This is a genomic window from Hydrogenophaga sp., assembly GCF_018780385.1.
Lineage (GTDB): Bacteria > Pseudomonadota > Gammaproteobacteria > Burkholderiales > Burkholderiaceae_C > Hydrogenophaga.
The window spans coordinates 1-14,274 of the sequence record NZ_JADMJO010000007.1 but is presented as its reverse complement, the minus strand read 5'-3'; the positions used below and the strand labels follow the sequence as shown (position 1 = coordinate 14,274).

Sequence of the window (14,274 nt, the reverse complement as noted above, 5' to 3'; positions counted from 1 at the left end):
AGTGTCTCTTTCAGTCGCGGCCAGCCGGCGGTTTGAACAGCCCGCCCGGACGGAACACCAGAAAGGCGAACAGCAGCAGCATCACGTAGATGTCGCGCTCGGTGACGCCGCGCCAGTACTGGAACAGGTTCTCGAACCCTCCCACCAGCAGGCCGGCCACGATGGCGCCCGGGATGCTGCCCAGCCCGCCAATCACGGTGACCACCAAACCCTTGACGGTAAGCGGCAGCGTGAGCAGCGGGGACAGCACGCCGATGGCGGCTCCGGCCATGGCCCCGGCGATGCCGCCCAGCAGCCCCGCGATGACGAAGGTGCTGAGGTTGGTGGTGGTGATGTTCATGCCGCACAGGCGGGCGGCCGTGGCCTGCTGCGACACGGCGCGAGTGGCCAGCCCCAGGCGGGTGCGTTTGAGCAGCAGCGTCAGGCCGACCATGGCGGCGCAGCCCAGCACGAACACGAACAGCAGGTCGCCGCGCAGCGAGAGCGGCCCGATGTCGATGTTGGAGCCCACCCACATAGCAGGGTAGTTCTGCGGCATACCGGCGGTGGCATGCACGATGGCTTCCTCAATGAGCAGCAGCATGCCCACGGTAGACATCAGCGTAGCCAGCGGCTTGTTGAGGGGCAGGAAGCGGAAGCACACCACGTACACCAACGCGCCCAGCACACCGCCAACCAGCGCCGCGGCCAAAAACACCAGCGCCGGCGGTGCGGTCTGCGCGATGAGCAGACTGAGGTAGGCAGCCCCCACCGACGCGGCCGCGTACGACAGGTTGATCTTGTGCATCACGCCGAATATGAGCGTGAAGCCAATGCCGATCAGTGCGTAGATGGTGCCGAACAGCACGCCATCGATCACCGACTGCGTCAGGTCCAGCAGGTCGAGGTAGGTCATGGAGCGGGAGCGTTGGGTGTGCAAAGAAGGCGCCCCGCGCGGGGCGCCTCCGGCTTAGAACCGGACAAGCCGGTCAAGGCTTGTGGGCCACGGTCCAGGCGCCGCCCTTGGCCTGCACGAACAGGAAGGGCTTGATCGCCTCCCGGTCGGCCGCGCGCTCAATCGGACCGAGCAGGCCCTGCGTCTGCTTGAGCGCAGCCAGGCCCTGGCGCATCTTCTGGCGGTCGGCCGCCACAGTATCGGGTTTGCCCATGATCTTCTGCTCTTCGATGATCTTCTTGAGCGTGAAGATGTTCTCCCAGGCAGCCGCGTTGTGCAGGTCCATGTTGGATTTCTTCGCCGCTACCGCTTCTGCTGCGGCCTTGGCCTCGGCTGTCACGGGGGCGAAGCTGGTCGGGATGATGATGCCTTCGGCCTGCTGCGCACAGCCCTGCAGCGTCTCCATGCTCGACGAGCTGGTCAGGCCGATGACGAGCTTGGGCTTGACACCCTGGCGCTGCATCTCCTTGAGCACGCCGCAGGTGGTGAACGGGTGGGCCGAGATAGCCACCACGTCGGGGTTGGCGCGCTTCATCTCGCGCACCTGGGTGCTGAAGGTGGTGTCGGCCAACAACCACTCGCTCTGGCCCAGCACCTCCAAGCCCACCTTGCCAGCGTTGTCCTTCATCACGTTGTAGGTTGCATTGCTGTGTGCGAAGTCCTTCTCGACACCGCCCCAGAAGGTCTTGAGCTCCTTGCGGGTTGCACCCACCCACTCGAACACCGACTTGTACATGGCGGCTTCGCTGGGCACGTTGCGGAACGACCATTCGGAAATCGAGGCCAGACCACCTTTGGCTGCCACGTCGGTGTACAGCGGGAACTGAATACCCGAGTCGCTCGCGTCGCCGGCCTTCTTCTGCAGGATGCCGAATACCGGCTCGGCCACGTTGCTGCAGGTCGGGCCCACGGCCACGATGGCATCGGGCTGCGAAGCGATGCGGCGCAACACGTTGATGCCTTCTTCAGCGCTGCAGCGGTCGTCGAGGTAGTCGATGACGATCTTCGCCTTCGCTCCATCGCCCAGCGTCACGCCACCGGCGGCGTTGATCTGGTCGGCCGCGGCCTGCATGGCGGCCTCGCTCTGGATGCCGAAGATGCGCACGACGCCGCTCTTGGCGCCCATGCCATAGATCTTGATGGTGCGCTCTTGTGCGTGTGCGGGCGGCGCGAACGAAGCCAGCGCCGCAGCGCAGGCAAGTGCCGAGAGGATGGCGGTGGGACGTTGCATGGTTTGTCTCCTGGTTGTGATGACCGTGAAGGTCAGGGGCCGGCGCCGACGCAGTGTCGGGCCGATGGCCGGGTTGGACTATTTCGAAGTGGGCAAAGCAGAGTTAAGCCCGACGCAACGGACGTGTTGCGGCCTCGGCAATGCACGCTTCGCACAAAAGCAATTCCAGCCGGGGGCTCGGCTTTCCACAATCCACCCATTCCACGCACCACCGGAGACAGACCTATGACCACCATCGCCGCCATCCCCGCCGTGCCCGGCCGCCTCAGCATGCCTACCGGCAGCCCCATCGTGGCGCAGACGCACCGCCACTTCATTGACGGCCAGTGGGTCGCCTCGGCAGACGGTCGCACCGTGCCCACGCAGGCGCCGGCCACCGGTGAGCTGCTGGGCCACCTGGCGCGCGGCGGCAGCGCCGAGATCGACCGTGCCGTGACCGCCGCCCGCGCCGCGCTCGACGGCCCATGGGGCCGCATGACACCCACCGAGCGCGGCCGGCTGCTCATGAAACTGGCGCAGCGTGTGTCTGACGAGGCCGAGCGTCTGTCCTGGATCGAGGCGAACGACACGGGCAAGCCCATCACAGTGGCGCGCAACGACCTGCAGGCCCTCGTGCGCTACTTCGAGTTCTACGGTGGCGCTGCTGACAAGATCCACGGTCACACCATCCCATTCTTGGCGGGCTATGACGTAAAGCTCGTGCGCGAGCCGCACGGCGTTACCGGCCACATCATTCCGTGGAACTACCCGGCCCAGATGTTCGGTCGTACCATCGCGCCGGCCCTGGCAATGGGCAACGCCACCGTGCTCAAGCCCTCCGAGGAGGCCTGCCTCAGCTGCCTCGAGATGGCGCAACTGGCGCACGAGGTGGGCTTCCCACCTGGCAGCATCAATATCGTCACCGGCATAGGCCCCGAGGCGGGTGCTGCACTGTCGGGCCACCGCGGTATCGATTTCATCACCTTCACCGGTTCGCCCCAGGCCGGCGAACTCGTGCAGGCCGCTGCGGCAAAGAACTACGTGCCGGTAGTACTCGAGCTCGGTGGCAAGTCCCCACAGGTGGTGTTTGCGGATGCCGACCTCGAGAAAGCCGCCACGACCGTGGTCAAGGCCATCACCCAGAACACCGGCCAGACCTGCTCGGCCGGCAGTCGCGTGCTGGTCGAGCGCAGCATCTTCGACAGCTTCATGCAGCGCGTGAACGACAAGTTCCGCGCCCTGCGCATCGGCACCCCCGAGCAGGACCCCGACCTCGGCCCTGTCATCAATGCGCGACAGGCTGAGCGTGTGCTGCGCTACATCGAGGAGAACGCCGGCACCGGCGTGCCGGTGATGGTGCAGACCCCGATGCCAGCCACGCTGCCTGCAGGCGGCCACTTCGTGCCGCCGACGGTGTTCGGCCCGGTCGACCCGGCCTCACGCCTGGCGCAGGAAGAGGTGTTCGGTCCGGTGCTGGCAGCCATCCCGTTTGACGACGAGGAAGACGCGGTGCGCATTGCCAATGGCACCGAATACGGGCTGGTGGCCAGCGTGTGGACGCGCGACGGTGACCGCCAGGCGCGTATCGCCAAGCGCATTAAGACCGGGCAGATGTTCATCAACTGCTATGGTGCCGGTGGCGGCATCGAGCTTCCGTTCGGGGGCACCAAGCGCAGTGGCCACGGGCGCGAGAAGGGGTTCATTGCCCTGGAAGAAATGAGCACCGTCAAGACGGTGGTGCACCACCACGGCTAAAGTGCACCGGGGAGCGCACATGAGCGGACACCAAAAAGCCAAGCCGCTTGACGGCATCCTCGTGGTGGCGCTGGAGCAGGCCGTGGCCGCGCCCTGGTGCACCAGCCGCCTGGGCGATGCCGGCGCGCGGGTCATCAAGATCGAGCGCCCCGAGGGCGACTTTGCACGCGGCTACGACCATGCGGTGCACGGGGAGTCGTCTTACTTCGTGTGGATTAACCGCGGCAAGGAATCGATCGCGCTAGACCTCAAGCAGCCCGACGACATGGCGCTGCTGGAGCGCATGCTGACCCGGGCCGATGTGTTCATCCAGAACCTGGCGCCTGGCGCCACGGCACGGCTGGGCATCGGATCTGAGGCCCTGCGCCGGCGCCACCCGCGCCTAATCACCTGCGACATCTCCGGCTACGGCGACCACGGCAGCCTGCAGCTCATGAAGGCCTACGACCTGCTGATCCAGGCCGAAAGCGGGCTGGTGTCCATCAGCGGCGCGCCGGGGGAGTGGGGCCGCATCGGTGTGTCGCTGTGCGACATCACCGCCGGCATGAATGCACTTATCGGTATTCAGCAGGCGCTGTTTCTGCGCGAGCGCACCGGCCAGGGCTCGGGCATCAAGGTGTCGCTGTTCGACTCGGCCACTGAACTCATGGGTGTGCCGTTCCTGCAGACACGCCATGGCGGCAAGGCGCCAGAACGCGTGGGCCTCAAGCACCCGTCCATTGCACCCTACGGCGCCTTCACCTGCGCCGATGGCCGCGACATCTTGGTGTCTATCCAGAACGAGCGCGAGTGGGTGGACTTCTGCCGCGAGGTGCTGCGCCGGCCCAACCTGCCGGCCGATCCGCGCTTCCACAACAATGCGGCGCGCGTGGCCAACCGCCCGTTGGTGGACGGCACCGTGTCCGAAGTGTTCGCCACCCTCACCTCGGCTGAGGCGATCGATCGTCTTACTACCGCGAAGACCGCCTTCGGCAGCGTCAACTCTGTGCAGGACCTGATCTCGCACCCGCAGCTGCGCACGCGCCGCATGAACGTGAACGGCCACGCCGCCGACGTGCCCGCCCTTCCCTGGATCACTGAGTGGGACGACGACAGCTACCGTGAGGCACCGGTGCTCGATGCCCACGGCAGCGCGCTGCGTGCCGAGTTCGCCGCCACCGAAGCGGCCTCGCTCGCGCGCTGAGGCCAGGCGACTAAGAACTTATACGTAAAGAGTAAACCATCGCCCTGAGCCATACTTCAAGCGGCGAGGGGCGAATGCATGGTGTCACGCAAGCGGGTCGAATCGTGGGCGGTGAGTGATGAGTTCTGGCGCCGAGTTGAATCATTGATACCGGTGCGGGCGCACAGTACGGACAAGAGCAGTGTCATGGCTGGTTTCCCGACGAGCTTGATCAAGTGATCGGCCGCACAACCGATTGACAGAGAAACCCGTCATCACGCCCCACCAAGAGCCACTATGCGCAACCTCAACCAAAACAACATCACCCAGGCCGTCGTCGCCAGCTTTTCCAACACGCCGGACGCCCGTTTGAAGGAGATCATGACGAGCCTGGTTCAGCACCTGCATGCCTTCGCGCACGAGGTCAAACTGACCGAGCAAGATTGGTTTCAGGGCATCGATTTTTTGACCCGTTGCGGACACATCACCGATGACAAGCGCCAGGAGTTCATCCTGTTGTCCGATGTGTTGGGCCTGTCAATGCTGACCGTGGCGATGAACAATGACAAGCCCGAGGGTTGCACCGAGTCCACCGTTTTTGGCCCCTTTCATGTGGAGGGCGCTCCACGCTACGAACTGGGCGAAGACATCGCCAACGGTGCCAATGGCACGCCCTGCCTGGTGCGCGGCAAGGTGAAAGGGCTTGACGGTGAGCCTGTGCCCGGAGCGGTGATCGACGTGTGGCAGTCCGATGACGATGGTCTTTACGACGTGCAGCACCCAGACCTCGACCACGCCCAGTCACGCGGCATCGTGACCGCAGACGCTCATGGGTAATACCACTTCCGATCCATTGTTGCGGTGCCCTACGCGATTCCGCACGACGGTCCATTCGGCCAGATGCTGGAAGCCACCGGTCGCCACCCCTGGCGCCCGGCCCACCTGCACTTCATGATTACGGCACCCGGGTTTGAGACCCTGATCACCCACGTATTCAGGAAGAACAGCGACTACTTGGACTCGGATGCCGTGTTCGGTGTGCGCCAGTCCCTGGTGTGCGATTGGGCGCCGCAACCCGATGGTAGCTACCAGCTGACGTACGACTTCGTGCTCAATCGAGCGCAAGATCGCGCAGACGAAAGCAACGCTCAACACGGTCGGTGAGATGAAAGACTTTGTCTACAACGGACAGCCGTCGCGCGTGGTGTTCGGTGCGGGCTCTCTGGTGCATCTGGAGCACGAGATCGACCTGCTTGGAGCGAGGCGTGCACTGGTTCTGTCAACGCCCGAGCAGGCGCCGCAGGCACAGATGGTGGCGGACCGCCTGGGCAGCCGTGCCGCAGGCATCTTCTCCCGGGCAGTGATGCATGTACCATCGAGACCGCCAAGGAGGCGCGCGAAGTCGCTCACCGCCTGGGCGCCGATTGCGCCATCGCCATCGGCGGTGGGTCCACCACGGGTCTGGGAAAAGCCATCGCGCTGGGTTCAGGATTACCCATTCTGGCGATCCCCACGACCTACGCCGGCAGCGAAATGACCCCCATCTATGGCATCACCGAAGCCGGCCTGAAAAGACAGGCAAAGACGCGCGCGTTTTGCCACGCACCGTCATCTAAGACCCTGAGCTGACCCTGAGCCTGCCGGTTGCAATGAGCGTGACCAGCGGCATGAATGCGATCGCCCACGCAGCTGAGGGGCTGTACGCACAAGACAGCAACCCAGTGATGAACCTGATGGCCGAAGAAGGCATCCGCGCCCTTGCGCAGGCCTTGCCTGCCATTCGCCAAAGTGCAGACGACGTGAAAGCGCGCGGCGACGCGCTGTACGGTGCTTGGCTGTGTGGCACGGTGTTGGGTAACGTGGGCATGGCACTGCACCACAAGCGCTGCCACACCCTGGGCGGCAGCTTCAACCTGCCACACGCCGAGGTGCATACCGTGGTGCTCCCGCAGGCCATGGCATTCAAGGCTGAGGCCGTGCCCGATGCGATGTCCCGCATGGCCCGCGCCCTCGGCACCACCGACCAGGTCAGCGCCGCAGCGGCACTGTTTGACCTCGCTCGCGACAACGGAGCGCCGGTGGCGCTGAAAGACATCGGCATGCAGGCGGCGGACGTGGACCGCGCGGCCGACATTGGGGTCAGCAACCCCTACTGGAACCCGCGCTCATCAGCGACAGCTCGCGCCGCATTGCCGACATCATCGGCACTGTCGATGGCATTGCCCTCCAGACCAATATCCTGGCGCTGAATGCCGCAGTGGAGGCTGCGCGTGCCGGCGAGCAGGGTCGAGGATTCGCGGTGGTGGCCAGCGAGGTGCGCAGCCTGGCGCAGCGCTGACGCGGCCAAGGAAATCAAGAGTCTGATTAGTGCCAGCGTGGAACGTGTCGAGCAGGGAACAGCGTTGGTGGGTCAGGCTGGACAGACCATGGACGAGGTGGTGACCTCGATCCGCCGCGTGACCGACATCGTCGGCGAAATCAGCTCGGCCTCGGTCGAGCAGAGCAACGGCGTTGGTCAGGTCGGCCAGGCAGTGACCCAGATGGACCAAGCCACCCAGCAGAACGCCGCGCTGGTGGAAGAAAGCGCTGCCGCCGCCGAAAGCCTGAAGACCCAGGCCCAGACGCTGGTGCAGGTAGTCAGCAGGTTCAAGTTGGCGCCTGGGGCCCTGGCGCTGGCTACAGCCCAGGACTAGAGCGCTGCCGAGCGCTGCAGCCCGGCGCGTGCGAAGAACGTGACGCGCCCGGCCTTTGGCAAGAGGGCACAGGCACCAAGTCCGCAGCCCATTCGGCACACCAAGCCCATGCACCCAGAGCGGCCCGAACGGCCGAGCCAACAGCTCAGAAGACCAGTACCAACGACGAGTGGGCAAGCTTCTGATTGCCGTGCCCGCGCCGCCCCGACTCGGGGCCCGGTGTGCCGGCCATCGTGGCTGGTGGCAACCCGAGAGGTTGCCAAGGAGTCGACACCCCTGGCTCCGGCTGGCGCGTGCGCGTGCCACCGGGGTGTCGAATTTGGGTTACCCGCCCATTGCGGACGACGATTTCGAGCGGACCAACGTCGCTTCAGGGTCGAGAGCGGCGTCGAGCGGCTGCTTTTGACAGCCGTGGACGGCTCGACACCGCACTTCTCCAAAGCGTCCATCGCGTCATCGATCACCGTGATGAACTCCTGTTCACTCACGTTCATGCCCCGGTGTGTGGCCAGCATGTCCTGGCCGCTGTAGGACTCGGGTCCGCCCGCGCCGGCACAAAAGAACTCCACCACGCGCTGCTCGACGCGTTCGAGATCCTTGATGTTTTCGTAGCGGGTCTTCACCAGCGGGTTGCTCAGGTGGTTCTTGATCAGCTCGCGCGTGATGCGGGCGATGCCGTCGTGGCTGCCCAGGCGTTCGTACAGGGTGGAGGCAGAAACGGTTTGCATGGTGGTTCTCCTGGTGGTGGGGTTGTCTGAGAGGGTGCTGGCGCACTTTTCACTGCCGACCGGCCGGCATCCACGAGGCGTACTCGACAAGCGCGGGATCGAGGGCATCCACCGACAGTCCGCGACGCAGACGGGCGAGGGTTTGTGCAAACGACTGCTCAAGCACGGTCAGCAGTTCTTGTGTCAAGGGGGCCGGGATGTCGAGGCGGGCTTGTCCATGGGTGGACAGGGGAACCTGAATGCGTTCGGTGTTCATGGGGTGCTCCTGGGTTGGCAAGCCGCGCGGGATTGCACGACTTGAGCCCATCATTTCCATCGCCCGTTCCTGAAACGTTCCTGGCGCGTGGGGCACTTGTCGAGCCCGTCGAGACGGCCCACACTGCCTGTCATGAACACCGCCAACCCGCACCCAGCCCACGCCGCCGGACGACTTTCGATCTGTCTGTTGGGCCGCTTCACGGTCGTTGCAGAGGGCGTCGATCTACCGGCCGAGCGCTGGCCAAGCCTGCGCGCCTCGCACCTTGTCCAGCTGCTCAGTCTGCAGCCTGGACGGCGCGCCACGAAGGATCTGATCATCGACGCGTTGTGGCCTCAGCTGGAGCCTGAAGCGGGCGCGGCCAACTTGCGCAAATCGGTGTTTCACGCGCGCCAGGCGCTGGGTCGGCATGACGCCATCACCATCGCGGGAGGCGAGCTGGTGTTGTGGCCTCATGGTGTTGCCGAGGTTGATGTTGATGCCTTCGAAGCACTGGCAGATGCAGCGCTTCGCCAGGCCGATCCAGCCGCGTGCGCAAGCGCCGCGCAGCTCTACACGGGCGATGTGCTGCCAGGGTCGCGCTACGAACCGTGGACCGAAGCCACCCGGGAGCGGCTTCGTGCCCGGCTGCTCGCGCTGCTGCGCGCCAGCGCCCAGTGGGAACGGCTTGCCACGCTGGAGCCCACAGACGAGGCTGCGCACCGTGAACTGATGCAACAGGCGCTGGACAAAGGCAACCGCGCCTCGGCCCTGCATTGGTATGCCCACCTGCGCGAGGTGCTCCAGCATGAACTGGGCGTGACGCCCGATGCCCGGACGCGCGTCCTGTATGACCGATGCATTGCGGGCCTGCAGGCTGACGGGCCTGCCTTTGTGGGCCGCACTGCCGAACTGGCCCGGATCGTTGCGTGGATACAAGTGCCGGCCAATCAGCGACCCGGAGGCATCGTACTGAGGGGACCTGCCGGCATCGGAAAGAGTGCGTTGAGCAGGGAGGTCGAGACAGAAGCGCGCCAGCGAGGCTGGCAGGTGCTGCGTGTGGACGCCACCGAAAGCGGTCGTCCTTACTGTGTGGTCATCTCCATGGCCGAGCGCCTGATCCTGCAAGACCGAAGTGTGCTCGACCGGATTGGCGCACCGGCACATGCGGTGCTCGCACAGCTCACCTCCTTGGCCGCTCCCGCTCAAAAACTCCCGGGTCCTCTGAGCCGGCACCAGGTGGTGGGCGCCGTGCGACGTCTGCTCATGTGTGGGTACGCTGGAAGCGATTTGCTGGTGCAGGTGGATGACGCCCACCTTGCTGAAGATTCCGACGCCGAAGTGCTCATCCAGCTGACGATGGCCGGTGCCCCGCTGTGTGTGCTGATGACGGTCCGGCCCATGGCTCAAGATGCCGCACTGGCACGCGGGCTGGCTCGGCTGGAGCGCGTCGGGGTGTTGCAGATGCTGGACTTGCACCCATTGGGCAATGACGAGGTGTGTCGACTCGTGCAGCGCGTGATGGCGCCACCTGCGGATCAGAAGCTGGTTGAACACATTGCTGGCAAAGCGCAGGGCAACCCCTTTGTCGCCATCGAGCTTGCGCGCTGCGTCGCGTCGGGCGGTCTGCAACGGCTGCCCGCCAGCACGTCGGATGCGATCACGGAGCGCTTGTGCGATGCACCGCCGGCTTCCCTGGCGCTGCTCAACTGGCTGGCGCTGGCAGGCGATGAATTCGATGTCGACACCGTCACCGCGTTGGCCACGCAGGCTCAGGTTCAGGCCTTCCCGGCACTGGACGGCGCACTTGAGGCGGGTGTTCTGGTGGTGTCCAACGGGCGCTATCTGTTTCGGCACGCGCTGGTGCGTGAGGCCTTGTTGGCGCAGATTGCTCCGCATCGACGCGTCAAGATGCACCGGTTGATTGCGCAGGCACTCGTCGAGTGCGAGGGTTCGCCGGGGCGCATTGCCGCACATTGGCAAGCCGGTGGTCTGCCCCGTGAAGCCGTGGTCTGGTGGTTGGCAGCAGCGCGTGAATCCATGCGCCTGGCCGCTTTCGGTGACGCGTTGCGTCAGCTCGAACCGCTGCTGGCCGTGGACGGAGGGCATGCGGAGGCGTTGCGGCTGCGCGCCGAGGCGCTGGATGCCCAAGGCGACCCCGCCGCCTTGTTCGCGTACCGCCTCGCAGCCAACGCTGCGGGGGAGCCGGGCAGCCACGACCTGCGAGCCAAGGCCGCGCTTGCACAGGTCAAGCAGGGCGATCCCAAAGGTGCACTGCTCGCACTGGAAGGCGTTCACCCCACGTCGGTCGAGGGGCGCCTGTGCGAAGCACTGGCCTGGAGTGGCGCGGCTGCGCTGGGTGCGGCCGATCCGGCGATGGGCACCGAGAAGGCGGCCATTGCACGCAAGCTCGCGCTGCAAACAGGGGACACCAGTTCGCTGGTGATCGCATCCTGGGCGCAGGCGGCTGCGGCGCACGCACGCGGTGATCTGCACCGCAGCGTGTGGGCCGACTTGCAGGAGACCAGCCATGTTCCGCACCTGGCGGTGCGGGTGTTCGACGGCCATCTGTGCATCACCCAACGGTTTCTCTACGGCGCTCGCCCGTATTCCGATGTGATCGCGTTTGCAGAAGCCCTCTGCACCGAAGCGCGGCGGATCGGTGCAGCGCGCGGCCTGGCGTTTGGAACGACGTTGCGAGGCGAAGCGGAGTGGCTGGCCGGGGATCTGAGCGCTGCCCGGATCCACCTGCGTGAAGGGGCCCGCCTGCACCGTGCCATCAGCGGGCCGGTGGGGGAGGCACTGTCGCTGCAGCGGCTGGCCGAAGTGTCTTTACACGAAGGGCACCGCGATGAAGCCCGTGCCTTGATTGACGAAGCGTTGGACGTTGCAAGGCAGACCGACATCGGATTCCACCTGCTGGACCGCATCTACGGCACCCGAATCAGCTTGCATGCCGATGATCCGGCTGCAGCGCTGCACGTGATGGAGGATGCCAGCGAATCGGTTCGTGGACCTTTGGAGACGTGCCCAGGTTGCCGAATCACCTTCGCGGTACCGGCGGCCATTGCGGCCGCGCGCGCTGGCGAGATCGACCTGGCGCACCAACACGAAGAGCAATGCGCCTACCTGGCCAACGTGGTCATGCGCCAGCCCGCCTGGTACGCAGCCCACCAGGAAGTGTGCGGACATGTCGGTGTCGCCGAAGGACGCCATCGTGATGAAACGGCTTCGCGCTTTAGCGCAGCAGCTTTGCGGTTTTGGGAGGCAGGGCAACCGCTTGACGCCGAACGTTGTGAAGCACTGGCAACGGTGGGAGTCGGTGGGCGACGTGAACGCAAATGACAGCGCCATGCGGCCTTGAAAGGAGGCGTCAAATTTTCTAGATGCCAGCTTCAAATTTGTCGTAACGCACCTACCCGATTTACGCATGGCCGGCTCGAGCTGTAGCGTTACTGAAAATCTGTCGGGCTGGATTGCATTTCAAAAGACGGGATGACTGCGACGTGGGGAAGAACGCAATCTCATAGCTCCAGCCTATCGTCCGCAAACGCTGCGCACCGCCGGCCGATGCCCGGAAGATCGTTCAAGACTGAACTGAGTCATTAGGGATTGAGCTCATGGCTGGCAGCGTCGGCCGTCAACGGTCATTAGACGGTCGACCATGAGTATGGCCGCTTCACGCTCAGGACCGGGTATTTGGCCATCATTGATAGCGGTCCGTAAGCGAACTACCGCATGTGCTTAAGGCGAGTTGGTGCTCCCGACCCTGAGCGGCAATAGTTTTGTCAAAGCGCTGATGTAGAAAGCAAATAGCGACCATAAGTGTTGCGTCCTACAGCCCGCTCAATGACGTTGCCGATCGTCGACGTCCATCCGCACTGCATCGCGATCGAAGTCAGCGGCAATGCGGCCCAATAGTCCTGAAGTGACCAGCCAGCGTATCGACAGTGCGTTCTGCCATAGCCGGTACTGCTGAGCACGCTGGCGTTCCTGTTCTCCGCCGTCGCCGATGGAGCGCATGGTGACACCGCGATCTGGAGTTTGAGCCCCCCCACCATTCCTTCGTGGCGGGAACTTTGGCGGGTGATCCCCCGCTATGAGCACCGTCTCTTTGGACAAACCCGATGGCCTACAGCCCGCACCAGCCTTCATCAGTCATCGATGCCTCGCTGGGCTGGCACGCCCGCTTTGAAATGATGCTTTATCAACGTCATTTCTGTCACCGTATCGGCCAGCTCGATCAGCTTTGCAGGAGCACCGCGCCCGGTGAGCACCACGTGCACGTGCTGCTGGAGCTCCAGCAGGCAGGCGAGAACGGCATCCAGGGGTATCCAACCGTGGCACAGCGGAAACATGATTTTGTCCAGCACCACTAGGGAGTGTTTGCCAGCGCGGATCGTAGCCTCGGCTTTGGCCCAGCCTTGCAACACGAGTCCGGCCGAGTGGTGCATATCGCAGCTCTTCCAACTAAAGCCGTCGCCAAGACCCTCAATAGGTATGCCGAGCTGCTCGAGAAGGCGATGTTCTCCGAACCGCGTCGTCGGCATATTCATGAACTGGTAAACCTTCACCTCCTTGCCATGGCCGTGCTCAAGCAGGGCCAAGCCTAATGCGGCCGTGCTCTTACCCTTGCCGGAACCAGTGTGCACTGTTATCAAACCGCGCCGTTCCTCTTGTTGCGCGTCCACATACGGTTGGACTGGTAGAGCTTCAATGTTCATAGTGGGTCAGGCTACGTTGTTAAGACTGCGCTCCACCAGCGAGGTGCCTTCGAGAAGGCGCAGCGTCTTGGCAATGGCCAGGATGGCGAGGTCGATCAGGGGTCAAGCAACACGACTGTCATGTAGGCCGCGGCGAAGCTTCCGATGCTGGAAAGGTTATCGGCGTCAAAGCCCTGGCTGTAGAGAGCCCAGAAGCCCACCCACAAAACGATGCCGCCCTAGTGGGCCAGATACAGCTCCAGTGTATGCGCAGAGCGGATGTCGGCGTAGCCTACGTCAGCGGGGATCACCTTGTGGGCCAGTGCGGCGGTGGCGAACAGCGGCACCTGCAGTGTTGTGACGTTCATGCCGTACTGCGGCAGGTCGGCGGGGGCGAAGAACAGCCTCTGGATCAGCAGACCGGCAGCAAGTCCAACGGCTGCTTGACCCACGCCCAGCAGAGCAGCAAGGCGGAACCCACAATGAAGTGAACCTCGGACACCCTTGGAGTAGCGCCCCCCTTGGGTCTGGCGTCCTTGTCGCGGGATTTGTGATGATTTTCCTAGCTGTGTCCGCGAGCGGTATCGGCTTGCCTCCGGCGCTGCTCCAAGTGCAACTTGGCCGACGTGATAGCGGTCAAGCGACCGTTGAACGACTCGATAAGCCCGTTGTCCGTGGGCTTTCCAGGCTGTGTGTGGTCGAGACCTACGGGAGGGGGCACGAACCGGGCGCTGCATGGTGAGTACTGGGCCTCCCCGTTATACTCGCGACCGTTGGTGCTCGCGGTGTGGTTCACATTCCGCAGTTCAACGGGAAGCAGGAGGGCGAGTCCACAAGGACGAACCTAACCTGCG

The 14,274-nt window shown here is 64.3% G+C and carries 11 protein-coding genes and 3 pseudogenes; 6 read left to right on the top strand and 8 right to left on the bottom strand.

The genetic code is table 11. The features are described 5' to 3' along the window. Positions 1-10 precede the first annotated feature (10 nt). Positions 11-895, bottom strand: coding sequence for a branched-chain amino acid ABC transporter permease (locus tag IV113_RS05740; RefSeq protein WP_291081680.1), 885 nt, complete (start codon positions 893-895; stop codon positions 11-13). 73 nt (positions 896-968) lie between these two features. Next, complete coding sequence (locus IV113_RS05735; RefSeq protein ID WP_291081679.1) at positions 969-2,165, bottom strand: ABC transporter substrate-binding protein; 1,197 nt, start codon at positions 2,163-2,165, stop codon at positions 969-971. A 270-nt stretch (positions 2,166-2,435) separates the two neighbouring features. Here IV113_RS05735 and IV113_RS05730 point away from each other — a divergent pair, with 270 nt between their 5' ends. From IV113_RS05730 to IV113_RS05710, 5 genes and pseudogenes are all read left to right on the top strand, one after another. Continuing rightward, complete coding sequence (locus IV113_RS05730; protein ID WP_291081811.1) at positions 2,436-3,899, top strand: aldehyde dehydrogenase family protein; 1,464 nt, start codon at positions 2,436-2,438, stop codon at positions 3,897-3,899. A gap of 19 nt (positions 3,900-3,918) precedes the next feature. Continuing rightward, positions 3,919-5,082, top strand: coding sequence for a CaiB/BaiF CoA-transferase family protein (locus IV113_RS05725; protein ID WP_291081678.1), 1,164 nt, complete (start codon positions 3,919-3,921; stop codon positions 5,080-5,082). A gap of 276 nt (positions 5,083-5,358) precedes the next feature. Further along, positions 5,359-6,225 (top strand): annotated as a pseudogene (locus IV113_RS05720) (intradiol ring-cleavage dioxygenase). Between the two features lies 1 nt (position 6,226). After that, positions 6,227-7,310: pseudogene (locus IV113_RS05715) on the top strand (maleylacetate reductase). After that, a pseudogene (locus IV113_RS05710) lies at positions 7,229-7,754 on the top strand (methyl-accepting chemotaxis protein); the annotation flags it as partial. The pseudogenes IV113_RS05715 and IV113_RS05710, both read left to right, overlap by 82 nt. Here the strand turns inward: IV113_RS05710 and IV113_RS05705 are convergent. Then, positions 7,751-8,482, bottom strand: a complete 732-nt coding sequence (locus tag IV113_RS05705; protein ID WP_291081677.1) for a group 1 truncated hemoglobin — start codon at positions 8,480-8,482, stop codon at positions 7,751-7,753. The pseudogene IV113_RS05710 and the gene IV113_RS05705 overlap by 4 nt on opposite strands. Positions 8,483-8,531: 49 nt before the next feature. Continuing rightward, the gene (locus tag IV113_RS05700) at positions 8,532-8,738 is read right to left on the bottom strand and encodes a hypothetical protein (RefSeq protein ID WP_291081676.1); all 207 of its coding nucleotides are present in this window, start codon (positions 8,736-8,738) and stop codon (positions 8,532-8,534) included. Positions 8,739-8,870: 132 nt separating this feature from the next. Here IV113_RS05700 and IV113_RS05695 point away from each other — a divergent pair, with 132 nt between their 5' ends. Continuing rightward, positions 8,871-12,062, top strand: a complete 3,192-nt coding sequence (locus IV113_RS05695) for an AAA family ATPase (protein ID WP_291081675.1) — start codon at positions 8,871-8,873, stop codon at positions 12,060-12,062. Positions 12,063-12,563: 501 nt separating this feature from the next. Here the strand turns inward: IV113_RS05695 and IV113_RS05690 are convergent. From IV113_RS05690 to IV113_RS26205, 4 genes are all read right to left on the bottom strand, one after another. After that, positions 12,564-12,740, bottom strand: coding sequence for a hypothetical protein (locus IV113_RS05690; protein WP_291081674.1), 177 nt, complete (start codon positions 12,738-12,740; stop codon positions 12,564-12,566). A 131-nt stretch (positions 12,741-12,871) separates the two neighbouring features. Next, complete coding sequence (locus IV113_RS05685) at positions 12,872-13,441, bottom strand: cob(I)yrinic acid a,c-diamide adenosyltransferase (RefSeq protein WP_291081673.1); 570 nt, start codon at positions 13,439-13,441, stop codon at positions 12,872-12,874. Positions 13,442-13,659: 218 nt separating this feature from the next. Next, positions 13,660-13,872: an energy-coupling factor ABC transporter permease gene (locus IV113_RS05680; RefSeq protein WP_291081672.1), complete on the bottom strand. Its 213-nt coding sequence runs from the start codon at positions 13,870-13,872 to the stop codon at positions 13,660-13,662. Between the two features lie 110 nt (positions 13,873-13,982). Further along, positions 13,983-14,141 (bottom strand): integrase core domain-containing protein, encoded by a 159-nt coding sequence (locus IV113_RS26205; protein ID WP_353056817.1) that lies wholly within the window; start codon positions 14,139-14,141, stop codon positions 13,983-13,985. Between the last annotated feature and the right edge of the window lie 133 nt (positions 14,142-14,274).

Coding starts and splice junctions, on each gene's coding strand:
- IV113_RS05740 (WP_291081680.1), bottom strand. CDS start 895: ATGACCTACCTCGACCTGCTGGACCTGACGCAGTCGGTGATCGATGGC.
- IV113_RS05735 (WP_291081679.1), bottom strand. CDS start 2,165: ATGCAACGTCCCACCGCCATCCTCTCGGCACTTGCCTGCGCTGCGGCG.
- IV113_RS05730 (WP_291081811.1), top strand. CDS start 2,436: ATGCCTACCGGCAGCCCCATCGTGGCGCAGACGCACCGCCACTTCATT.
- IV113_RS05725 (WP_291081678.1), top strand. CDS start 3,919: ATGAGCGGACACCAAAAAGCCAAGCCGCTTGACGGCATCCTCGTGGTG.
- IV113_RS05705 (WP_291081677.1), bottom strand. CDS start 8,482: ATGCAAACCGTTTCTGCCTCCACCCTGTACGAACGCCTGGGCAGCCAC.
- IV113_RS05700 (WP_291081676.1), bottom strand. CDS start 8,738: ATGAACACCGAACGCATTCAGGTTCCCCTGTCCACCCATGGACAAGCC.
- IV113_RS05695 (WP_291081675.1), top strand. CDS start 8,871: ATGAACACCGCCAACCCGCACCCAGCCCACGCCGCCGGACGACTTTCG.
- IV113_RS05690 (WP_291081674.1), bottom strand. CDS start 12,740: ATGCGCTCCATCGGCGACGGCGGAGAACAGGAACGCCAGCGTGCTCAG.
- IV113_RS05685 (WP_291081673.1), bottom strand. CDS start 13,441: ATGAACATTGAAGCTCTACCAGTCCAACCGTATGTGGACGCGCAACAA.